The sequence below is a fragment of the Catellatospora paridis genome (assembly GCF_009720365.1).
GTDB lineage: Bacteria > Actinomycetota > Actinomycetes > Mycobacteriales > Micromonosporaceae > Catellatospora > Catellatospora paridis.
The window spans coordinates 12814-36454 of record NZ_ML769312.1 but is presented as its reverse complement, the minus strand read 5'-3'; the positions used below and the strand labels follow the sequence as shown (position 1 = coordinate 36454).

Below are 23641 nucleotides of genomic sequence, written 5' to 3'. Positions count from 1 at the left end.
GTCTTCGGGTCGGGTGTGACCCATGGGCATGCACGTGCCGGAGTGGGTGAGCCGGTTCTTCCTCGTCGTCACCGGTGAATCCTGGCCGCAGGCCGACGAGGACCAGCTCTGGGCGATGGCCGACGCGTGGGCTGCCTTCGAGACGAACATGGCCGCCATCGAGACCGAGATCGCGGAACTGTCGCGGGTGCTGCAGAGCGGCGACTGGGAGGGCGACGCCGCCACGGCCGTGCGCGGCCGGTTGGCGGAGCTGGCCGACAGCGGAAGCCTGCGGAAGCTGGTAGAGGCGGCGGGCAAGCTGTCGCGGTTCGCCGACGGCGCGGGCACCAACGTCGAGTACACCAAGGCGTCGATCATCGGGCAGTTGCTCATCCTGACCGTACAGATCATCATGCTGCTGCCCTGGGTGTCCTTTCCACCGACGTCGGCGTGGGCGTCGGGCTGGATCTCCTCCCTGATCACCTTCGGGCGCTACATGTCGGCCACCTTCTTCCGGCGGCTGATCACGTCCATCCTCTTCGGCATCGTGCTGCAGGTCGGCCTGGACGTGGCGATCCAGTTCACGCAACTGTTCATCACCGGCACCCGGGACAAGTGGGACGGCAAGCGCACCGGCGGCGCCGCCCTGGCCGGAGCGGTGGGCGGCGTGCTCGGCCCGATCCTGTCCAGCGGCTTCGGCAGGATCTTCGGGCAGAAGTTCGTCACCTCGATCGTGGGCTTCGCCGGCATCGGCGCATTGCACGAGTGGAGCACCGAGGCGCTGGCCGACCTGATCCTCACCGGCCGGCGCGAGCAGAACGACAACGAGTGGGCCTCGGCCTCAGCCGGTGCGGTAGAGGGCGTGCTGGACTGGATCGGTCACCGCGGCGGCAGGAACTCGGCCGGTGCGGGCCTCGACAGCGGTGTCGGCGACCTCGACATCCCCGGACTGGACGGCAACCCGTTCGATTTCGACCCCGGCCCCGACCGGTTCGACGGCCCGGCGGTCGCCGACGGCGACTTCACGTTCACCGGGATCTTCCCCGATCCGAAGACGTTCATCGGCAACATCACCTTCACCGGCACGCTGAACCCGCCGGGGGCACCGCCGCAGAAGAGCACGTTCACCGGGTCGGGGGCGTTCCAGGGCGACTTCGACGGCGCCTTCGACCGGTCCCGGCTCGGCAGCCGCAACGACATGATCGTCGGCCAGGTCACCGGCAGCGGCAGCCTGGCCGGGGACTTCCACCTGTCGGGCTCCTTCACCCCCGTACCCGGCGCGGGCACGGTCGGCGAGCACACCCCGCCGCAGGCCCGGCCGGGCCCGGGCGCCCAACCACAATCCTCCGCGACGCGCCCGGGCTCCGCGCCGGCCTCGCCACTGACCAGCGGTATCACCGTCAACAGCCCGCCCACGCCGCCGCCGACGCCGCCGACGTCTGCCGGCACACCGTCGCAGGCATCGCCGACGTCTGCCGGCACACCGCCGACCCCGCTCGTTGCGGCCACCGACGCGACGCCACCGGCCCATGCACCGGCCGTCTTCGCCGAACCCGACACGTCCACGTCGGCCACAGACACGGACACGGACACGGACACGGACACGACGCCACCGGCCCACGCACCGGCCGTCTTCACCGAACCCGACACGTCCACGTCGGCCACGGCCCTACCCGACGACGCGCAGCACGCCGAGGCACCGGGCCGCGACGTCGTGCCGCACCCCGCCGCGCTAGGCGGCAGCCCCACTACCGGGGACGCCAAGCCGGGCGGCGGCGATCGCATGGTCGTCGTACGCGACCGGCCGGTGCCCTCCGCGGGCTGGCACACGGTTCCCGGCGGCTTCGCCCACCCGGCCGAACGCGTACTGGTCACCACCGACGGCCGCTGGCAGACCCTGCCGCCGTCGATGCCGGGCACGGGCCGCCCGGGCGCCTCACTGATGCGTGCCGACCTGTTCGGACTCTACTTCGCCACGGCCGACGACAATGTGCTGCACGTGCCGCTGCGCGCGGACCAGGTGACAACCGCCGACACCGTCGGCGCGTCCATGACCGCCACCCCCGCACCCGCCGCCGACGCCATGACGGCCCGGGACAGCACGACCGCCCTGGACACGGTCATCGACCAGACGCCGCTGACGGCGCAGACAGCAGCTGCACTGGCCGCACTCGCCGTGACGGACGACGGCAAGGTGCTGTTCCCCGGACCGTACGGCGGTGCCGACGTGGCCGCCGCACGATGGGTCCCGACGGGCCCGGGTTCGACCCGGGTGATCGTGCACGCCCAGCACGGCCTGGTCCGCGTCGGCAACAGCCAGCTCACGCCGCAGCAGTTCGCGCAGGTGCTGTCCGCGCTGCCACCGGGCACACTGCGCGGCACCGTCGAGCTGATCAGCTGCAACACCACGCCCACCGCCGGCACCCTCGCCGGGTCGCTGGCCGTGGCGCTGGACCGTCCGGTGGTCGGTGCGACGACGCCCGTGTGGACCGCCGTCGGTCCCGGCGCGCCGTCGTGGGCGCGGGCGATCGCCGCGACCGTGGACCCGTCCGGCCGGCTGCGGCCGCGCCTGAACCCGGACGGCACTCCCGACGGGCGTTTCGTGCGGCACGCCCCCGACGGTGCGGGCGGTCTGCGCACCGAGAACCTCGGCGCCACCCTCGATCCGGCCACCGCCGACGCCGTCGACGTGACCGACGACGCCGCGCTCCTGCCCCGGCAGTCCAGCCCGCAGCCCGCCGGTGCGATCAGCTGGCACCAGTGGGTCTCCCCCGCCGGCACCTTCGGGCCCGCGCGCAACACCCCGGCACTGCTGCGGGAACCGGGCATCATCGGCGGGCAGAACGTGCCGATCCACGACGTCGTCGACACCAACGGTGCGCTGCGGGCGCACATCGTGGCCCAACTGACCGCGCTCGCACCGCGCGGCTGGAACCAGCAGCAGCTCACCGACGCCGTCAACGCCCAGCTGCCCGACACCGAACTCACCGGACGCGGCAGGTCCCTGTTCGACGGCTCGGGGTTGCGCGTCACCCTGGGCAAGGGCCGCGACGCGATCGAGGTACGCCTGACCGCGGTGGCGGGAGCGCAGTCCCGGGCGGCTCCGCTGCGCGGTTCGGACGCCTCAGCCGCGCAGGTGTCCTCGGGCACCAGTCCCGACCGGCGTACCCCGCAGCGCACCGCCGTCGACAACACCCGCAGCGAGAGCAGCGCGGGCAGCCTCACCGCCGCGCTCGGCTACTCGGCGGTGGGCATGTCCGACGTGCCGATCCCGGCCGTGCGGGCGGTCCCACTCGGCTCGGTGTCGGTGCAGGGCACCAGCACCACCGTGCTGAGCCAGTCCGCGCAAACGCGGCTGCGCACCAACGAGGAGATCACGCAGCCCGCTGCCGGCACCGCGGCGACCCAGGCACAGGCCTGGCAGACCACGGCGGCGGTGACCGTGGAGGTCACCCGGCGCGGCCACGGCACCCAAACGCTGCCGGGCGGCCACCTGGAGGTGACCGTCTCCGCGCTGAACGCCATGACGGCCCTGCCCGCGGCGCCCGCGCCGGGCAACCAGCAGCCGCAGTCGCCGCAGCGGGGCTGGCTGCTGCCGCCCAACGCGGTGCTGGAGACGACGTCGGTGCCCGGCGACCTGTTCGATTCGCTCGTCAATCACGGCCAGATCCCGCCCGGCTTCCGCAAGCCCGGCAGCGACCACCGTGCCGCGCTGGCCGAACTGACCGACGCGCAAACGCTGGGTCTGAACCGCCACGGCCTGATCGTGCCGCCCGGCCAGGTCGCGCCCACCAACGCGGGCGCTCCGGCCACCACCGGCCTGACCACCGACAAGATCACATCTCGGCGGGGCGAGGACACCCCGGCCTGGCAGCGGCCGTTCACGGCCACGCAGCGCGGTTTCACGACCCTGACTGCCGTGGCCGGCACGCCGGTGCTCATGTTCAACCCGCTGACCCTGCCCGGACGTGCCGAGTCCGCGATCCGGGCCGGCGCCTCCGGCAGCAGCTCCACCAGCCACGACACCACGGTACGGCTGCAGGGCACCGTCGGTGTGGGCGTCTCGTTCGGGGAGGACATCGCCGACCCGCTCCACTTCGGCACCTTCGCGGCGTCCGGCATCCTCGGCGTGGAGCGCGGCTCGGGCTCCAGCAGCTCGACGGAGTTCTCCACGCAGATCGAGGCCAAGAGCAAGGTCACCGGAGACATGTTGCTCTACCGCGTCCCGCTGACCGTGTACGCGCACGACCACGTCGGCCACGACGCCTCGCCCGCCCGGCAGATCGGCACCGGCCCGGCGCACGTCTACCTGTGGGTGACCCCGCTGGACGCCCACCGCCTGGGCTACCCGGGCGCGCCCGTGCCCACACCGGTGCCCGCGCAGGCGACCGCACCCGCCTCGCCGCTGCCCCCGGTCGTCGGCAACTGGCAGCCGATGGCGCTGCCCGACGTACGCGACATCCGCACCACCGCCGACAACGGCACCAGGCTGTGGGACCGGGTCGTCGCCACGGTCAACGCGGTCGATCCCGATCTGCTGCCACGCCAGGGCGGCACACCCGACCGGGCCCGGCTGCGCAACCTACAGGCACTGCAGAACGCCGTCACCCAGTCCCACCTGCGCGGCAACTGGCGCACCCTGCTGGAGTCCGGGATCCGGGTATCGCTGGAACGGCCCTCCGACATCGTCCACGACACCATGCGGGCCTCGCAGCACGTCTCCATCGTGATCAGCGCCGCGCTCACCTCACCGCTCACCGCCGACAACGCCCTCATCCCCGGCACGCAGATCGAGGAGACGACCCGGGCCGGCCAGGCACACACCGACGGACGCTCGGTCAGCCTCGGCGCGCGCGCCGGAGCGCAGGCGCAGCTGGGCATGAGCACCGGCCGGGCGAGCACCGCCGCCAGCAAGGTCCGGGCGTTCTTCATCCGGTTCGGGGCCGTCATGTCGTGGCGGCACCAGCGGTCGCTGTCCGGCGGCACCGCCCCCGCCACCGGCCACCTGACCAAGGTCGACCGCCCGCTGCGCGCGCACAGCGCCGACCTGGCGTTCTCGGTACGCGCCGAGTACGCCGACCGGCCACGCACCCTCAACGCCGTCGCCAACCCCGTACCGGGAAGATTCCACCAGGTCACCGTGCCCGGCCCCGCACTGACCGTGACCAACGGGTTCCGGGCCGGGCTGCCCGAATTCGACCAGGTGCATCCACTCGCACCGGCCGGCACCCCGCCCCGGGTGGAGATCGTCGACACCGCGGCCGCACCGCACCCGGGGACGGTCAGCATTCAGGGCCCGCACCAGTTCCTCGACGCGCACGTCGCCGGCGACGCCCTGTTCACCGCCGCGGACATCGCCCTCGGCGAGGCCATCACCCGCGAGCAGCCGGGACCCGGACCGCGCTCGGCACGCGGCCGCGTCGGCCGGCTGTGGAGCGGCTGGCGCAGCACCGCGGGTGTGCGGTCGACCAGCGGGCAGACCTACACCTACGAGTCCACGGCGGTGACCGAGCCGGGCTCGCCCGCCGAGCTGGCCGTCCGCAACCGGCTCACCCCGGACGCGATCCGCTCCGCGCTCGACGTGTACGAACGAGGCGGCGGCCCTGCGACCGTACTGCGCGGCGGCACCTTCACCGACATGGTCGGCGACCTCACCATGACCGTGCAGCTGGCCAACCCCCGGCGCGCGCTGACCGCCAACACCGGCTACAGCATCTACGACTCCGCGGAGCTCACCGACAAGACCGAATCAGGCCGCCGCGGGGAGAGCGGCTGGGACGTCACCGCCGCCGTGCAGATGAACAGTGAGGCAGCCCCCAGCAGCACCACCGACCCCCGCGGCGTGCACCGGGTCACCGCCATGCCGCAGGTCGGTCACAGCAGCCGCACGGGCGAGCGCAACGAGACCGAGAACGTGCACGGCATCGCCCGCCGCGAGGTGGTGGAGAACGAGGTCAGCACCGCGATGCTCGCCGACCTGGTCGTCACGTTCACCGGCGGCCTGTCCGCGCGGAACGTCATCGCCTCGTCGCACACCCCTGACGTGACCGTGCGCGTCACCGCGCCGGACTCGTTGCTGTTCCTGGTGACCGAGGCCGAAGCGGCCCGGCTGGTGGCGGTCGCGAACCAGCAGCCCGCACCGGCCGCGCCCGCAGCGGCGCCGGCGGCGACCCGGATGCCGCCGTTCCTGCGCCGGATGCTGGGGCTGGGTGTGGTGCACCGGGCGGTGCCGCCGCACGACCCGGTGCCGCCACCTCCGAACTCCCCGCCCGGCACCCCGCCGCAGCCGTCGCTGCGCGACCGGTTCGCCGACTCGCTGCCCCAGGACGTGCCGGCGCGTATCCGCGAGCGGGCTGCCGACGTGGCGGCGGATCTCATCACCCTGCAGCGGCTCAAACCGGCCATCGACGGCCTCTACGACGCGGGTGTGTCGGACACGTTCACCATCGACGGCGTGCTGTACCGCGACGAGGTCAAGGTCGTGGTCCAGGCGGCCGCGAGCAACCACCGCCCGGCCGCCGAACAGGTCCCCGGCGCGCTGCGCGCGTCGCTGTTCAGTTCCGCGGCCACCGGCACCAGGTGGCAGCGGTTCCGCCAGCGGGTGACCGGGCTGAGCGTGCCCGCCTTCTACGGCGGCGGCACCCGGCTCACCACCGGCGAAGGCACCAGCACCGGCCTGCAGTCGCTGCCGGTGGGCCTGACCGCGGCCGTCAACAAGGTGCGCCACTGGTCACGGCTGAAGGCCGCCAGCCGCAACACCTCCGGCTACGTGGAGAAGTCCGGCCCGCTGACCGGCGTCGACGCCGACCATGCGTACACGGTGACCGTCACCCGCCAGCGCGTCTCGACGAAACTGGGCGTGGCCACGGTCGCGGTCGGTGCCGCGACGCATCTGCTCGAACGCGTACGCCGCCAGGTTTGGCCCGGCACCCCGGTCGTGCAGCACAACGCGGTCACCCTCGCCGTGCCGGTCACCTCGACCGACCGTCCCCCGGAGCTCGGCGGCAGGCTCGGCACCATCGGCCAGGCCACACCCGGCCACGACACCGCGCCCGCGCTGACGCACACACCCGGCGGGGACGGCACCACAGCGGCCTGGGCCCTGCCGCCCGGGACCTCGTACTCGCTGGAGGGGGTGGTCGCGGGCGCGGCGCTGCGCGACGCGGTCACGCGGGCGTTCACCCCGGCCGGAGCCCGCACGCCGCGCCTGCTTACCGACTATGTCACCGATCTTGTCCTGGACCGCATCACGGGCGGTGAGACGATGCTGCCGCGGGTGCGCACCATGCTCGACGGCGAGCTGCGTTCGGGTGACCTGTTCGACGACTCCGGGCTCGTCGTCCGGCTCGGCGGTTTCCGGGTCACCGCACGGCTGCACGGCAGACCGCTGCTGCTGTCCACCAGCACCACGGTGGAGCAGGAGGCGCAGCACGAGGTCGGCGAGATCGAACGCGAGTCCGGCTCGTCGGGCCTGGACGTCAACGCCGGCGCCGCCGGGGTGCGCGGCGGTGCGGTCGTCGGCGGCCAGCCCGACACCGACGCCGCCCGGCGGGCGTTCGACTGGCAGCCCAACGAGCTGCTGGGCGACATCGCACCCGGTTCCGGCGGCCGCGACAGCGCCTCGTCCGGTGACGGCCTCAGCGGCGGCACGAAGATCAAACAAAAGAACCGATCCTGGGTGTACGGCGTCGACCTGGCCCTCTACGTCGAACCCGACCGGATCGACGGCCGCCTGCCCGTGGTCGAGGGGCGGCTGCCGGTGGCCCCGGCGTCGGTGGTCGTCGACTGGGGCGCCCAGCTGCGTCTGTGGGCCGGCGACGTCGAAGCGATGGGCATGTTCGGCTGGCGTGAACGCCTCGGCGACCCCGCGGACCTCACCGGCGTCGCCGTCGACCCCGGCACCCACCTGGCGGTCGTCAACGGACAACTGCACCTGGCGCCGGGTGCCGGGGCGCCGGTCGGGGACATCACCGCCCTGCCCTCGGACTCCGGCGCGGTCCTGGTCGTCGACGCCGGGGTGACCGACGCGCAGGCAGCCGCGTTCGTGACCGCGCTTGCGACCCCGTCGCGGCCGCCGGCGATCCGCGCGGACGGCCATACCCCCGCGCAGGCGGCGACCCTGGCGGCCGCGACCGGCGTGCCGGTCGTCGTGGCCAACGGTGTACGTGCCCTCGCCCCGAACCCGGGCGTGACCGTCCCCGCCGGAGCCGACCGGGCACGCGACCCCGGCTGGCCGGCCCTCGTCGAGGAGATCCGCCACACGCCCCACCACAACGGACCTGTCACGACCGCGCCGACGAGCGTGCGCCCGGTCGGCGCCTGGACGCGGCCCGGCCACGGCCTCACCCCGGTGCCGGGCAACCCCACCGTGTTCGCACTGTCGGCACACCCCGGCGTCCTGGTCGAGGCGACCGCCTCGGGCCTGTGGATCCGCCCCGCGGCCGAGCCCGCCGCCGACATCCGCACCGCGCACGACGCCCCGGCCGTCCCCGCCGGCCCCGTGCTGCGGGTGCAGGCAGACACCCAGGCCCTGCGCGACGCCACCGACCACGTGCTGGCCCACCTCGACCCGGACCTGGCCCGGCAGGCGATGGTCCACCGGCCGAACCCCCCAGCGGGCACCGGCCGGCTCGTCCCCGCCGCGGCATGGACCGACCGCGACCACCTCGACGCCCGCCACCGGGCCGCCGCGGACCTCGATCACCCCGGCCGGGCCGGCGGGCGTACCCCCCGCCAGCTCGCCACCGCCGCCGCCGCGACCGCCGCCGCCGTACGCGACTGGCTCACCGCACCCGCACCCGGCCAGCCCACTCCGCGCGACGTCGCCGACACCGCGATCGCCGCCTACGCCGCCGAGATGCGCCGACGCCGCCAGGACTGGGACACCGCCGTCGCCGCGCTCGCACCGCAGGCCACCTCCGCCCGGCTGCAGGCCGTCCGCGACGCCGCCGCGCGACTGGACCCCGACCAGCCCGCCAACGCGGCCCTGCGCAGGCTGCGAGACACCGCCCAGGCGGCCGTCGACAACCTGGCCGCACTGCGCGACCAGGCCCGCGGGCACAGCCAGACCCTCGCCGGTCATCAGGGCGCCGTCGCGGGCATCCAGCGCCAGTTGGCCGCCTACCAGCAGGCCGCCACGGCCGCGGTCGATTCCGTGACCGCGGCGGTCAACGCCGGGCACCCACCCGGCACCCCACCGGCGCAGCGCGCCACCGACCTGATCACCGAGGCCGGCACCGCACAGGCGGAGGCGGACAGGTTCATGGCGACCGCCACCGACCTGGCTGTCCAGCGCCGTGCCGCCGACGCCGCCGCGCTCGGCCACGCCAACGCGCACACCGCGACCGCCGCCGCGATGGCAGGAGTCGCTCCCGTCGACGCCGCCGCACTCCTGTCCGCCCACCACGGCCTGCTCGACGTCGCCGACACCGCCAGCCGGGACGCCTACCAGCGCACCCAGGAGAACCTCGACGCGGCGACCGCCCGGCGCGACGGCCTCAACGGCGCACAGGCCGAACAGCGGGACACCGTCAACCAGGCATCCGCCGCCTGGGCAGCTCAGGTCACCGCGTTCACCACCGCCGCCCCGGGTCACGACACCGCCCGCACCGAGGTCGGCACGACACTCGACGGGCTGCGCGACCGCATCCGCGACTACGACGCCGCAAACCTGGGCGGCTCCCGGCTGACCACCGCCGGCACCACCACCGCGGGCCTCGACCGGGTCGCCGACCAACTCGCCGACAGGCTGGCCGAACGCGACACCGCCTGGCGGCAACTGCACGACGCCCTCACCGCCGCGAACCTCGACGTCGACGCCGTCAACTCCGCACTCGCCGCCGTGGCCGGCGCACGCCGACACGTCGAGACCGCGGCCGCCGCACTCACCACGGCCGTACGGAACGTGCCCGGCTGGACGGGACAGGCGCCCGGCAGCATCGCCCAGCGCAACCAGGCCGTCCTCGCCCTGAGCCGGGCCGCCGACACCCTCGACCGGCAGGCGCGGGCACTGGTCGACGGGCAGCCCGCCCCGGCGCTCAGCACCACGCTGGACGCCCTCGACCAGGCACGCCGGACACTCGCGGAGATCACGCGCCGCCTCGAACAAGCGCAACGGGACTTCCTCGCCGCCGCCGAACGCCACCGCGGTGACCGCCGCCGCACCGCGCTCGCCGCCTGGCAGCGCGCCCTGACCGACCTGAACCGGCTGCTGGCCCCACTGGCCCGCTGAAATCGAACGGAGACAACCTTGCCCACCGAAGCCGACCCGGCGGCGTGGCACCGCCTACTGCTGCTGCTGTCCGGCCGGATCCCCGACGGGCCGCTGGTCGAGGCCCGCAGCCTGCTCGCCCACGAACGTCACGACGAACTCGCCCGACAGGTCGGCGCCTGGGTCTCCGCCTGGGAACCGGCGCTGCCCGCCGACGCCGCCGCACTGCTCGGGGACACCGCGTCCGGTCACCTCGCCGACGAGGTCCTGCCGCCGTACGGGCTGGCCCCGGTCGGCCCGTGGCTGCTGGCCGCACACGGCGACCGGGTGCCGCAGACCATGGACCTCTGCGTCCCCGGCGACCCGCACGACGAGATCCGCGAACTCGACGCGCTGGACCACACCGCCAAGACCGCAGCCGCGTCACTGCCCCGGACCGCCGGCCTGTGGCGGACGTGGCGATACCCCACGGCCGCCACACCGTGGGCCCGGCCCAAACGGGTGTACGTCGTCGAGCTGACCGCCGGCTCGCCGACCGCACTCCCCCAGGCCACACTGGCCGTGCAGGACGCACTCGCGGCCGCCGGCGAGTCCGATCCGCTGGTGGAGACCTACGCCGACGGCATGACGCTGCCTCCGTTCCAGCGCCATGCCCGGGCCTACGGAGCGCTGCTCTGGTCGGCGAGCGCCGCCGAGCCGATCGCCCTCGCCCGGGTGTACGACGGCGCCGATCCGGCCACCGGGCCCTACTTCGATCCGGCGCATCCCCTGGTGCTCGACGACGCCGAACGCGCCCGACTGCTGGCATACCTGACCGGCGGCGTCGCCCTGCTCGCGACCGGATCGCTGATGGTCGACGCCGTCGACCCGCAGCACGGCGACGTGGTGCCGATGACGTTCCGCACCGACGGCCGCTGGATCTGGACCGAGGCGACCGCGTACTACCTGGACCGGCACCGGCTGGCCCCCGACCCGGAGTTCGCGGCCTGGATCCGCGCGAACGGATTCCGGCATCCCCACGTGGACGGGGTGGCCCTGCACCGGGCGAACGCGGCACTGCTCGCCGCGTGAGCGCCCGGCGTACCGTCGGTGTGCGGGTCAGCGCGGCGTGGTCGGCTGGTCGGCCAGACCCAGCCAGATGGCGATCACCTCGGCACGGGTGCGGGCACCGAGCTTGGTGTAGATGTGGTTGATGTGGTTCTTGACAGTCTTCTCCGTGACATAGAGCCGGGCGGCGATCTCACGGTTGGTGCGACCGCAGACGATGTGCTCCATCAGCTCCGCCTCGCGCCGTGACACCCGGGCCCGCGGGCTCGGCTCCGGTTCGGGCTCAGGCTCGGGCTGGGGTTCCGGAATGGACTGGGTGCGGAACGACTCCACCATCGCCGCGACCGCGCCCGGGGAAAGGTAAGGCCGCCGGGCCGCCGTGGCGACCACCGCGGCCACCAGGTCGGCGGCGACGAACTGCCCGTGGATCAGGTAGCTGGTGGCGCCGTTGCGGAACGCGTGCTCGACCAGGTGCCGCTCCTGGCTGTGGGACACCACCAGCACCAGGGCTTGGTCGGGCAGCGCCGGCGCGGCCTCGTCGTCGGTGGCCAGCGCGCCATGACTCGCCACGATGACGTCCGGCGACAGGCTCCTGGCCCGGCTGACCGTCTCGGTCCGGTCGCCCGCCTCCCCGATCACCGAGACCATGTCACTGCCCTCGAGTACCGCACGTATGCCCAGCCTGACCAGCAGATTGTCGTCACTGATCAGGGCGCGCACGCGGGTCGCCGAACTGCTGTGGGCCTGCGTGATCATGAGTCCTCCTTGGTCCGGGGAGGGCGGTGCGGGGGTGACCCGTGCCTTCCCGTCAGCAACCTAGGCGGGCCTACGGAAACGCGGATGGCGCACCGGTGAACGGTTGCCCTGCTCCACATAGCCATCAAACGCGCGCCGCAGGCCGCGCAGGTACGTCCGCCCCATGCCGACAGCGCCTCTTCAGTGGGCCCGGGCCCAAAGCGATCGGTAAAACGCACTCACCGATCGGGCTGCCCGACGCCACCGCGCCCGCTGACGGCGGCGAGTCTCCCCGCATCAGACGATCGTGTATCGAGTGTTCGGCCAGTGACAGGTTCCACTCGGCCTCCGCGAATCCTTGGTGCCCGACGCGCGCACCGGGGCGCCCGCCGCGATACAGGTCGCAGACCGATGGCACCTCTGGCACAACCTCTGCGAAGCCGTCCACCGCACCGTCGTGCATCACCGAACCTGCCTGCCCGAACCCGACACAGGACGTGATCCGACGGCGCTACGAGGATGGGCTAGGACGGAGACGCATGACGTGTGGTCCCCGCCTGGTCCACCTGCGTCCGGCATTTCGGGCCGGCGCGACTCGCGGCATGAGCGGACGTACGACGGTCAACAGCGCTGGCGCGTCACTGCGGAGTCCGGACGTCCGCCAACCGCAATAGTCGATATCCTGGCCGGCATGCCCATCGCTCGCCTGCCCCTCATCGCTATCGACTGTCCCGATCCTGGTGCGCTCGCCAGGTTCTACGGCGCGATGCTGGATTGGAAAATCGAGGAATCCGCCGACCGGGCTTCGGTCTGCCCGGAGGACGGCCAGTGCATCGCGTTCCATCGGTTGGCTGATTACACGCCGCCGACGTGGCCGACCCAGGAGCGACCCAAGCAGATGCACCTCGACATGCTCGTCGACGACCTCGACGCCGCCGAGGCAGCGGTGATCGATCTCGGTGCGACCAAACACCCGGACCAGCCCGGTACGTCCTACAGGGTCTTCCTGGACCCTGCAGGTCACCCCTTCTGCCTTTGTCTGGAATGATCCAGACCGGAGCCCTCGGCGTGGCGTTCGCGCTCATCGGCATGACCGTGTGCCGGCGGCTCGCCGTGATCAACGCGCGGTCTGCGGCAGATCCGGATAGCAAGGCTCTCAGGTGCTTTCGGACCTTGTCCGCCTGCTTGGAACATCGTCGATGATCACGAAACCGCGAGGGACATGGCCGCCAACGGGATCGTCGTACTCTCGGGTCCTCCGTCCTCGGGTAAGACCACGGCTCGAAAGGTGCTGGCTGAGGAGCGGACCGCCTCAGGTCACGGTCGGATCCACCTGGAGGTCGACACCCTGTTCGAGCTCTTGTTCCCTGAATCCGATCGAAATCGTGACGACCGCATGCACGCGTACGACGCTGCGCATCTCCTCGCCCGAATGTTCGTCGATCGTGGACAGACCCTGGTCCTCGAGTGCACCTACGCTCGCCGTGACCAGCGAGCCAGTCTGCTGGAAGCGTTGGCCGGCTCCGCTGCGCCGCTCTGGGTCGTCGAGTTCTTCGTGACGCCCGACGAGGCCGTGAGCCGATTCCGGCAACGCCTCCAAGCCACGGATCTCGACGAAGCGCTCGTCCGCGAGCGCGCTGAGGCGTTCCCCTATTTCGACGGGGCTCTCCGCGTGGGGTCGTCCTCGGGGACACCCGAGGAACACGCACAGAGCATCATCACGTGGCTGCGACAAGGTCCTCGACCGGTGGACCAGGACGCGTGGGCTCGGGCCGGAAGAGGCTGGAACTGAGGGCCGCCCGTTTGTCAGCCGCGAAACCGGGTCAGCTCGACCTGGTAGTCCGGGCCGTGCAGCAACAGGGTCTCTCCCGCGCAGCTGTACCTGTCTGGGGAGACGGTGGCCGCGAGGTCGGCGGTGCGTAGGACCGCGCCGTCGAGGCGCAGCACGACGGTGCCGTGCGGGGTCCACTCAGGGTAGGTGATCGTCGACTCGTCCATCCGGTAGGAGCCTGTCGCACCACCCTGGATCGTGATCTCCAGCAGATGACCGGCCGACGTTGCGCGCAATGGTGTGGCCTGAGCGTAATCGATCGTGATCGTGCCGTCGGCGCGGAAGGTCTGCCGGGTGCCGCTACCCGTGAACCGCACCTTTCCGAAGTCGGCGATGTCCAGGTCGAGGGTGTCGTTGGTTTCGGTCCAGGCGCCCACCAGGCACGGCTGGGCGGTGATCGCGGTCTGCTCGCTGTCCACCGGGTCCCAGTAACCGATGTTGTGCGGCACGGCGATGACCGCCGCAGCGAGCAGCGTGGCGGCGAGCAGCGCCATCGTGGCCAGCACCGGCCGACGCGCGGCGTGCGCTGGGCCGGGACTTCGCAGCCGGCGGCCGATCAATGCGCCCAGCAGCACCGCGGGGATCGCCACGGCGAGCCCTTTGACGAGCAGGGTGTGCACGTAGCCGGCGAGTTCGGTGGCCGAGATGTCCGGCGGGGCGCAGCGGCCGCTGCCGCCGGACAGCTGGATGCAGCGGGTCACCGTGTAGGTGGCGATCAGGCCGAGGCTGGCGACGACGGCCACGACGGTCGTGGCCAGCGCGCCCAGCGCGGGCCGGGTGGCGCGGCTGCGGGCGGTGACGACGGCGGCGGCTACCCCGGCGGCGATCACCGCGACGGCCCAGTAGGTGTTGAGGAAGACGAGCCCGAAGAACGGCGGCATGTCGGCGGTGATCGGCGGGGTGGCCCGTACCTGCGCCGGCAGGATGGCTCGGGCGGTGAACGCGGCGGCGATACCGAGGGTGACGACGGCCAGTCCTGCCACGGCGCCTACGCGCAGGGCGGTGCCGAATGCCGGCTCGCCGGCAGCCTCGCTGTCACCGGTCGGGCTGCCGCTCATCGCGGTGCCGATTGTCAGGGTGTCGGCGCTTCCTGGGTCAGCGGGCCGCGCCGCCCGGTGCGGGCTGATCAGCGCCGGGACCGCCCACAGGGCGATGAGCGCGACGCTGATCAGCGGATTCTCGATCACGTACAGCAGCGGCAGGTATTGGATGCCGGTGACCTGCGACAGTGTGGCGAACCAGCCGATGCCGCCGCCAGGCTCGGGGATGCCACCGGCCAGGACCGCCGTCATCAGGCCGCCCTGCAGGAAAGCGTGCCACAGGGCGAACAGTGGCGCGCCGAGGGCGACCGACGCGGTCACCACGGCCGCCTGTGCCCGGCCGCGCCGTGCCGCGCGCAGCCCGGACCGGGCGACCGAGTGCGTCCACGCCGCCAGTGCCGCGCCGCCGACGAATAGCAGGACCAGACCGATCAGCAGGCCGGGACGGTCCAGTGCCGCGCCACGGGTCGTGGCCGACAGCAGCGTCAGCGGCAGCGCGGCGGCGTAGCCGGCGACCAGCGCGGCCGGCGGACCGAGCCAGGCGCCTGCTCTGGGCGGGCGGTCCGGGTCTGCGACGGCGGCCCGCCACATTGCGGCGGCCAGCACACCGGCCGCCAGGACGCCCGCAGGCAGTCCGCTGAGCGTGAAGCCGAGCACCGCGTTCGGTGAAACGCTCGCGGCGAGCAGGCTGGCGTTCAGCGCGGCGAGTGCGGCGGTGAACCCGACGCCGATCATCTCCCATACGCCGGTGCGCAGCAGTCTGTCCGGGGATTCGATCGCGGCCAGTCGAGCCGCCGGCGACGGATGGGTGCCGAGTCGAGAAGCCAGCCGTCGCCACGCACCGGCCGGTTCGGGCAGGCCGGCGATCACGGCGCGTAGCGCCGTGGCGGGTGCGCCGGCGGCAGCCCGTGCGTCGGCGTGCAGCTCACGGGTGCGCAGGATCGCGTTGCGGGTCAGGTAGACCACGAGCGTCAGCGCGGCGACCGCGCCCACCTGGTAGGCGATCTCGGCGTTGTGCCCGTCGAACCGGTCGGCGGACCAGCGCAGCGGTGTGTAGAACAGAGCGGGGTGGATGAGCAGCGCCGCGAACGGCAGCAAGCCGACGAGCACGAACGCGCGCCACAACGCGATGCTGAAGTAGGTGCGGGCGACGTCCCGGTTGCCGAGGTGGGCCAACTCGTGTCGCACGACGGCGCGCACCGCGTCCGGGTCGGCGCCATAACGCATGATCAGCCCGGCGTCGAGGGCGACGGCGGGTCGCCATGGCAGGCCGAATGCCTGGCCACCTGCGGTCGCGGCACGGGGGTCCAGCAGCCAGCGCGGCGCGCGGACGAGGCCGACCTGCGCGGGCAGTCGATCCAGGTCGGCGATGAGCTCAGCGCTGTCGGGACCGGCCAGCGGCAGCAGGCCGCGGCTGCGCTCGATCCACCACGGGTGCAGCAGGTACAACAGGGTGGCGAGCAGGAACACCAGCGCGACACCGGCACCGATCCACGCTGCCTGGTCGAGGTACAGCGGCTGCGTACAGCGCCTCAACCGGCCGGCGGCTGGGACCAGCCGGTCGGTGAAGTCCGCGACCGTGACGACGGGCCGGTCGAACCCCTGCTGCTCGGCACCGAAACAGGCGGTCAGCACGGTTTGGAACAGGCGGGCCTTCGCCGGCACCGCCAGATACACCCAACTGAACACCGATACGCTGGAGGCAAGCACCGCTGCCACCAGCAGCAGGAACCGGGTTGAAGTCCCGGCCGGCGCTCGGGCGCCGGTCGCGACAGTCATCGGCCGCTTCCTCGCAGCACACCCTCGCCGACTACGGCGACCGCGAGCCGGTCGGCCCGCTCTGGCGCCATCCTCGTGTGCCGGACCAGCACCGACTCGACGATCCGGGCGACCTCGGCCCACTGCGCCGCGGTCAGCGACAGCTCATCGCTCTGCGGCTCGGTCGGCAACGATCCCTCCGTCTGGGCGTCTGCCCGCGCCGGCCCGTCCACGCCGGCCGGACCACCTGCGCCGGCCGGGTCGCTCGACGGCTGCTTCTTTCCGAACAGCCGGCGCACGACAGCCGTCGACGCGGCCGCGCCGCGCAGCATCGCCTGCCCGCCGAGGTAGCCGAGGACCTCGACGGACGCCTCCATCAACACCGGCACGAGAAGCAGCTCCAACCCCGTGAGGCCGAACTGCAGCGGCCGGCCCTTGGCGTCCTGCCCGGCGAGCGCCCGGACCGGGTGGTCGAGGTAGGACCGCGCCTGCTGGGCGAAGATCAGCCGGGCCGGGGACTGCTCGGGCTCCACCTCCACGATGCGCTCGAACATCAACCGCGCCAGTTCTGCGGCAAGCTGCCCGTCCGCCGAGGAAGTTCCGCCCATGCCGCATCGTCCCCTATCACCGCAGTGCTGCTGACGGGCGTCAGTGTAGAGAGGATGCACACAGACCGATGGCTGTCGACCAAGGCTCAACCCGGTCGGACAACTGATCCATCTCGATGTGGAGGCGACGCCATCGGGTGGACGACCACGAGCGCGCGACGGACGACCCGCGCATCACAATGGACGAACATATTCCACCAAACTACGTACCTCGTGCGAGTGCGCCGAGCCGTCACCGACGGCTACCCCCGGGCGGGGTCCGCACAGCCGATCTCGCAGGCAGGATAGCGTGTGTAGTGCCCACATCCTTCCACGATCGGCAGTCCCGCATGAGCCAGCTCGAAGACATCGCGCAACAGGACGGCTGGCGCTGCTGGGTGTGCGACGAACCCGTCGACCCGGCCACATCGGTGAACGACCCGCGCGGTCCCAGCGTGGACAGCAGGACGACGAACGCACGGTCGGCGAAGAAGAGCGCGCCGGACTTCGCCGGCGGAGAACGGCTGGCCCACCGCGGCTGCAACACCAAAAAAGGCGCCGTCACCCCGGTCATTCCGTGGCCGGCGCACCTCGTCCTCATGGATCCCGCACCATTGATCGCGGTCGCTGAGCGCCTGGACCGCAAAGGCGGCCGAGAGGTCGTGGTCCGGTGCGCCGACCGAGCCGATGCCCGGCAGGTGGCGGACTGGCTTGTCGACCGCTTCTCACGGCTCGCCCCCGCGCTGCAGGTCGACGCGAATATCGATCCCGGCGGTGGCCAATTCGTAGTCGCATTGACCGCCGCCCGACGCCGCTGAACGCGGTCACCACGGCGGTGCCGCCTACGAAGGCGCCGACCGTGGTCGGCTCAGTCCACCGCCACGCCATTTCCGCCGCGCGAAGACCGAGGCGGTGCCGGACCCAGGCACCATACATGACGATACTTCACTACATTCGACCATGAACCTGGGAACAGTTCACAACCCCGTAGCGTGCCGACACCGGATCCGGCTGGCGGCGGGCCACGGGGCGCCGGTCAGACCGTGACGGTCTGCACGTGGTGGTCCTCGTTGTAGAGGAAGGTGACTCCACCGGTGGCGAAGTTCGGCACGTCGTCGACCGCAGCCTGGCCCTCGGGGCTGGCGAGGATCGCCTCGAGGTCTGCGCGGGTGTCGGCGTAGAGCCCGACGATGAGGTGGTACGGCGGGGTCTGGCGGCGACGGCGGCCTCGCAGTGCCCGATCGTCCACTGCTTAAGGCCGCGCATCCGCCGGGTCATGCGTTGAGGTAGGCCAGGACAGCCAGCACGCGCCGGTGGGAGTCGTCGGACGGCGGCAGGCCGAGCTTGGCGAAGATGTTGCCGATGTGCTTCTCGACCGACACCGGCGCCACGTGCAGTGCGGCACAGATCGCCGAGTTGGACATGCCCTGGGCGACCAGCCCGATCACTTCGCGCTCCCGTGGGGTGAGCGAGGCGACGCCCTGGTTCTGGGCGTTGCGGGCGAACAGCTGGTGCACGACCTCGGGGTCCATCGCGGTGCCGCCCGCGGCGACGCGTTCGACCGCGTCGAGGAAGTCGTCCAGTGCGGTGACCCGGTCTTTGAGCAGGTAACCGACGGCGCCTTTGCCGTCGGCGAGCAGTTCGGCGGCGTAGGTGCGCTCGACGTACTGGGACAGGATCAGGACCGGCGCGGGGCGGAGTTTCAGTGCGGCGCGGATGCCCTCGTCGCGATACGAGGGCGGTAGGCGCACGTCGACGATGGACAGGTCCGGCTGGTGCTCGGTCACGGCGTCGAGCAGCGCGTCGGCGTTGTCGACGGCGGCGACGACGTCGTGGCCGGTGGCGGTCAGGATGTGGACCAGGCCGTCGCGCAGCAGCAGCAGGTCCTCGGCGATCACGATGCGCATGGCACCTCCGCGGTGAGGCGGGTCGGCCCGCCGGGGGGACTGGAGACGGTGAGCGTGCCGTCCAGGGCTTCGATGCGGCGGCGCAGCCCGTCGAGACCGGAACCGGCGGGATCGGCCCCTCCGGAGCCGTCGTCGGCGACCTCGACGACCAGGCGCTGGCCGCGGGTCACGGTCACGGTGCAGGACTGCGCGGACGCGTGTTTGACGGCGTTGGCCAGGCCTTCGGCGACGACGAAGTACGCGGCGGACTCTACTGCCGGGGTGAGCCGATCGGGCACGGTGACCGTGACGGTCACCGGGACGGGGCAGTCTGCGGCCAGCGCGCTCAGTGCCGCGGCCAGCCCGCGGTCGGTGAGGATCGGCGGGTGGATGCCGCGGACGAGGCGGCGCAGGTCGGCCAGGGCCTCGTCGAGTTGGCGGCGGGCTGTGGACAGGTCGTCCAGCACGGCGGCGCCGGTGCGGGCGCGGCGTTCGGCCAGGGCCAGGGTCATCCCGGCTGCGACGATCCTGGCCTGTGCGCCGTCGTGCAGGTCCCGTTCGATCCGGCGCAGTTCGGCCGCCTGCGCGTCGACGACCCGGGCCCTGGTGGCGGCCAGTTGCTCGGCGCGCCGGATCAGGCGCCCGTGCTCGCCCGGGGCGAGCAGCAGTTGCGCGACCTGGACTTGCACCGACGCCAGCCGACGCACCAGCCACGAGGCGACCGGGATCAGGGCGATCGCGGCGACCGCGATCAGCAGCCGGCCGCCGGGGGTGCCCATGGCCTGCTGGACGAGAGGGTGGGCACGGCGTTGCGGAACGGACCAGGCCCACGCCGGTGCCGTCAGGGCTGCGGCGGTGACCACGGTGCTGACCACCGCCGCGACGCCGAGGGTCAGGCCGAGCGGGAGGAGCACGAGGAACCAGGCCATGTCACGCCACGTGGCGGGCTGCGCGGCGATCTGGCGGACCCGCGCGTGGACAGGTCCGCTGATCGGCAGGTACGGCGAGGGGATCGGCGCGCCGAGCACCCATGCCGCCCGTCGCCGCTCCAGATCCGCCAGGCACCGGTCGAGCCAGGTGACGCCGACGAAAACCGGCGCACCCAGCGCGGTGATGGCGCCGACCGCCGTCAGCACGGTGGTGAGCAGCGTCCAGACGAACCCGGCCGGGCCGGCGACCAGGCTGGTCACGAGATAGGCCAGGGACTTCGCGGTACGCACCATGCGGAGTGTAACGGCGGTCGGCGACGCCATGATCAGCGCTCGCCGACCGGTCGGACCGAGCGCAGCACCAGCCGGGCGGGCAGGGTGCCGGCGGCCAGGCCCAGGACGCCCACCGCGGCGAGCAGCCTCGCGTAGGCGGCCGGGTCGACGATCAGCCGCAGCGTGCCGTCCTGCGCGGTGCTGAAGGCGGCGACGACGACCGTGGTGACGGTGATCCCGAGCAGCAGCCCGACGGTGGTCGCGACGACCGCCTCGCGGGCGGTCATCCGGCGCAGCTGCCGCGGGGTCGCCCCGAGCAGCCGTAGCTGGGCCAGTTGCGAGCGGCGGGCGGCGGCCGCGACGGCGAACGTGTTGAGCACCGCGATGGCGGTGAACCCGAGCGACACCGCGATCATGATCTCCCAGGCGCCCTGGCGTTCGTCGGCGTCCCCGGCGAGTTGCGCCTGGGCGGGCGTGACGCGCATTCCCGGGATCGTCAGATCGCCCTGGTAGGCGATGCTGGTGACCACTCCGCGGGGGTCGTGTTCGGCGACCAGCCGGGCCGGGGCGATCAGGTCGCCGAAGCCGCGGCTGTACTCGAAGATCCCGGTCAGCGGCAGCTGCGTCGCGTACCCGTCGGGTAGCCACACGTCGACGGCGTCGCCGACCTGCCAGCCGTTGGCACGGGCCAGGTAGGCGCTGGCGGCCAGGCCCTCGCCTTGCCAGTCCCCCGCGCTGAAACCCAGGTCGAGTACGGTCCGGACACCGATTTGCATGCCGTACGCGGCGTAGTCCTCGGGTTTGCCGCCCTCGTCCACGATCAGCCGGGTCGGCAGTGTGGCCGAATAGTCGCCGCTCAGTTGCCGCAGGGCCGACAGCGGCAGAGCGCCGGTGGCGACCGACGTGGCGGCTGCGGTGCGAGCCCGTTCCTGCTCTTTGGCCAGTTCGCCGGACAGGGCGCTGTTGAGCAGCATCGGTGCGTTGATCGCGACCATCAGTGCCAGCGGGACGGCGACCGAGGTGACTCTGCGGTTCTCGGCCCGGGTGAACGCCCCGGCCAGCCATCCGGTGATGCCGGTCAGTCCGGCCGCCCGTGACAGCAGCCCGCCGAGCAGGCGCACCAGCAGCGGGCCGGCCGCCGCGACGGCGCACAGCAGCAGGGCGCTGGAGATGAACGTCATGCCCATCCCGAAGGGGCCGTCCAGCGGTACGACCGCCAGGATCACGATGGCGCCGAGGGTCGCCGTCAGCGCGAGTACCGTGCGGACGAACCAGCCTGTCCGGGCTTCGACGACGGTGTCCTGCAGCGCCTGGGCCGGGGCGATGCGGATCGCTCGCCGTGCCGCCAGCCGGGCGCTGGCCAGGGCGACCAGTAGCGTCACGGCGGTGGCTGCGAGCAGCACCGCAACGTTGACGCGTACGGCGAACGGGGCGGGCACCGCACCCAGTTCCCGGAACCGGGCGGCGATAACCTGGGCCACCACGACGGCCAGCGGCGCGCCGGGCACCGCGGCGGCCAGGGCGACCAGCAGTGTCTCGACGCCCAGCAGTCGCCACAGCTGGCGGGGCGTCGCGCCGGTGGCCCGCAGCAGCGCCAGTTCACGCAGCCGCTGCCGTACCGTCAGCGCGACTGTGCCGGTCAGCACGAACACCGTCGCGAACGTGGTGATGCCGATGACGAACCCGAAGATGGAGATGGCCCCGATGTAGTCCGGCAGCGCCGACGGCAGATCGGCGTTGACCTTGTCCGGGCCGGTGTAGACGGTGTCGATCCCGAGCGCCTGCGCGATCGTGGTCTTCGACGCTGTCCCGCGTACCCCGTATGCGGTCGGGCCGGGTAGCCCGGAGAGCGCCGCGACGTCGGCGTCGGCGACGAACACTGCCTGCTGCTCGGCCAGCCGCTGCGCCAGCACACCGGAGACGACCATGTCCCGGTCACCGGTGCGTGTCACCACCTGCACGCGGTCGCCGGCGCGCAGGCCGAGTGAGGGGTCGACGGCGAGCTGCCCGGCCGCCGGGACCGCGCCGGTCGCGACGGTGAACGGCATCAGCGCGGCCGACGCCCACCCGTGTCCGACGGCCGCGGCGGTGCGCCCGTCTGCGGTGACCATGGTGAGCGGGAAGCTGTGGTCCGGCGTCACCTGCGTGACGCCGTCCACCTTCGCCAGGGCGGAGGCCCACGACGGGGGCAGTGCGGGAGCGCCTGCGAGGCGTTCGGTCTTGGTCTTGGTCTTCTGCTTGCCCTTGCCCTTGTCCTTGACGGTCGTGAGGCTGATCTGCCGGTCACCGCCGACCATCACGTCGGCCGCGTCGAACCGGTGGGTCGTCGGGGCGGCGGTCAACACGGAGAACAGCAGCAGCGCGGCGCCGCCGATCAACGCCACCGCGAGCAGGGCTGCGACGAAGGTGCCGACAAAAGCGGCCAGGCGGCTGCGGACAGTGGCCAACGCGAGGCCGGTCATCGCTTGGTCACCGCCGTCATCTCCTTCGCGACCAGCTCGGCCGTCGGCGCGTCCAGATCTCGCACGATCCGCCCGTCGGCCAGGATCACCGCACGGTCTGCCCACGCCGCCGCTGCCGGATCGTGCGTCACCATGATCACTGCCGTTGCGAACTCGTCGACAGCGCGCCGCAGCAGCGCCAATACTTCCCGGCCCGACTGGATGTCCAGCGCGCCGGTCGGCTCATCAGCGAAGATCACCGCCGGGCGGCCGGCCAGTGCCCGCGCCAGCGCGACCCGTTGCCGCTGCCCACCGGACAGCTGGCCGGGCCGCGCGCTCCCGCGCCCACCCAGGCCCACCTCGGACAGCACCTGCCGGGCCCAGGCCCGGTCCGGCCGCACCCCGGCCAGGCGCTGCGGCAGCAGCACGTTCTGCTCCACCGTCAGCGCGTCGATCAGGTTGTACGCCTGGAAGACGAACCCGACATGCCGGCGGCGTACCACCGTCAGCTTCGGCTCGCGCAGCCGGCCGAGGTCCTGCCCGGCCAGGGCGATCCGGCCGCCGTCGGCCCGGTCGAGTCCGGCCGCGCACTGCAGCAGCGTCGACTTGCCGGAACCCGACGGGCCCATGACCGCGGTGAACGTGGCCGCTGCGAAGGACAGCGACACGCCGTCCAGGGCGGAGATCGTCGTGTCGCCGCTGCGGTACGTACGCCGCACATCCGCCAGCTCCACGACCGGAGTAGTGATCATCATGCGATTGATCCTGCTGGGCGCAGGCCGGCCGGCCGACACGGTGCGCTGTGATCTTCAGGGTATGGCTGGCCATACCATGCCTCGGGTGTCCGAGGTCGCCGCAGCTGCGGACCGGTCAACCACAGAACTGGCCTCGATCACGGAAAGCCGATGACCAGAGATCGGTAGAC

General features: G+C 72.6%; 13 protein-coding genes. 5 read left to right on the top strand and 8 right to left on the bottom strand.

The window, feature by feature from the left end; all coding sequences use genetic code 11:
* The first annotated feature begins 22 nt into the window (after positions 1–22).
* Together F9C41_RS00135 and F9C41_RS00130 are read left to right on the top strand one after the other, a co-directional pair.
* On the top strand, positions 23–10210 hold the full coding sequence (locus tag F9C41_RS00135; protein ID WP_155384527.1) for a WXG100 family type VII secretion target: 10188 nt from the start codon (positions 23–25) through the stop codon (positions 10208–10210).
* Between the two features lie 18 nt (positions 10211–10228).
* On the top strand, positions 10229–11260 hold the full coding sequence (locus F9C41_RS00130; protein ID WP_155384526.1) for a hypothetical protein: 1032 nt from the start codon (positions 10229–10231) through the stop codon (positions 11258–11260).
* Between the two features lie 27 nt (positions 11261–11287).
* On the opposite strand, the gene F9C41_RS00125 is transcribed toward F9C41_RS00130, so the two are convergent.
* On the bottom strand, positions 11288–11992 hold the full coding sequence (locus F9C41_RS00125) for a response regulator transcription factor (protein WP_155384525.1): 705 nt from the start codon (positions 11990–11992) through the stop codon (positions 11288–11290).
* A gap of 670 nt (positions 11993–12662) precedes the next feature.
* Between F9C41_RS00125 and F9C41_RS00120 the strand changes: the two genes are divergently transcribed.
* Both F9C41_RS00120 and F9C41_RS42110 read left to right on the top strand, forming a co-directional pair.
* Positions 12663–13019 carry a VOC family protein gene (locus F9C41_RS00120; protein WP_155384524.1) on the top strand — a complete coding sequence of 119 codons (357 nt, stop codon included), beginning with the start codon at positions 12663–12665 and terminating at the stop codon, positions 13017–13019.
* Positions 13020–13193: 174 nt separating this feature from the next.
* On the top strand, positions 13194–13763 hold the full coding sequence (locus F9C41_RS42110) for a P-loop nucleotide/nucleoside kinase family protein (RefSeq protein ID WP_155384523.1): 570 nt from the start codon (positions 13194–13196) through the stop codon (positions 13761–13763).
* Positions 13764–13777: 14 nt separating this feature from the next.
* Here the strand turns inward: F9C41_RS42110 and F9C41_RS00110 are convergent, their stop codons facing one another.
* Positions 13778–16621 carry a M48 family metalloprotease gene (locus F9C41_RS00110; protein WP_155384522.1) on the bottom strand — a complete coding sequence of 948 codons (2844 nt, stop codon included), beginning with the start codon at positions 16619–16621 and terminating at the stop codon, positions 13778–13780.
* Positions 16618–17208, bottom strand: coding sequence for a hypothetical protein (locus tag F9C41_RS00105; protein WP_155384521.1), 591 nt, complete (start codon positions 17206–17208; stop codon positions 16618–16620). The genes F9C41_RS00110 and F9C41_RS00105 overlap by 4 nt, the downstream gene beginning before the upstream one ends.
* A gap of 329 nt (positions 17209–17537) precedes the next feature.
* Here F9C41_RS00105 and F9C41_RS00100 point away from each other — a divergent pair, with 329 nt between their 5' ends.
* The gene (locus F9C41_RS00100; RefSeq protein WP_155384520.1) at positions 17538–18005 is read left to right on the top strand and encodes a hypothetical protein; all 468 of its coding nucleotides are present in this window, start codon (positions 17538–17540) and stop codon (positions 18003–18005) included.
* 218 nt (positions 18006–18223) lie between these two features.
* Here the strand turns inward: F9C41_RS00100 and F9C41_RS00095 are convergent, their stop codons facing one another.
* Genes F9C41_RS00095 through F9C41_RS00075 form a run of 5 tightly spaced genes read right to left on the bottom strand, consistent with a single transcriptional unit; the run spans position 18224 to position 23468 of the window.
* The gene (locus F9C41_RS00095) at positions 18224–18436 is read right to left on the bottom strand and encodes an EthD family reductase (protein ID WP_155384519.1); all 213 of its coding nucleotides are present in this window, start codon (positions 18434–18436) and stop codon (positions 18224–18226) included.
* Between the two features lie 25 nt (positions 18437–18461).
* Complete coding sequence (locus tag F9C41_RS00090; RefSeq protein WP_155384518.1) at positions 18462–19094, bottom strand: response regulator transcription factor; 633 nt, start codon at positions 19092–19094, stop codon at positions 18462–18464.
* Entirely contained in the window at positions 19082–20296 is a 1215-nt protein-coding gene (locus tag F9C41_RS00085; protein WP_155384517.1) for a sensor histidine kinase, read from the bottom strand. Before F9C41_RS00085 ends, F9C41_RS00090 begins: the two co-directional genes overlap by 13 nt.
* A 32-nt stretch (positions 20297–20328) precedes the next feature.
* Positions 20329–22737, bottom strand: coding sequence for an ABC transporter permease (locus F9C41_RS00080; RefSeq protein WP_155384516.1), 2409 nt, complete (start codon positions 22735–22737; stop codon positions 20329–20331).
* Complete coding sequence (locus F9C41_RS00075) at positions 22734–23468, bottom strand: ABC transporter ATP-binding protein (RefSeq protein WP_155385342.1); 735 nt, start codon at positions 23466–23468, stop codon at positions 22734–22736. Before F9C41_RS00075 ends, F9C41_RS00080 begins: the two co-directional genes overlap by 4 nt.
* Positions 23469–23641 lie beyond the last annotated feature (173 nt).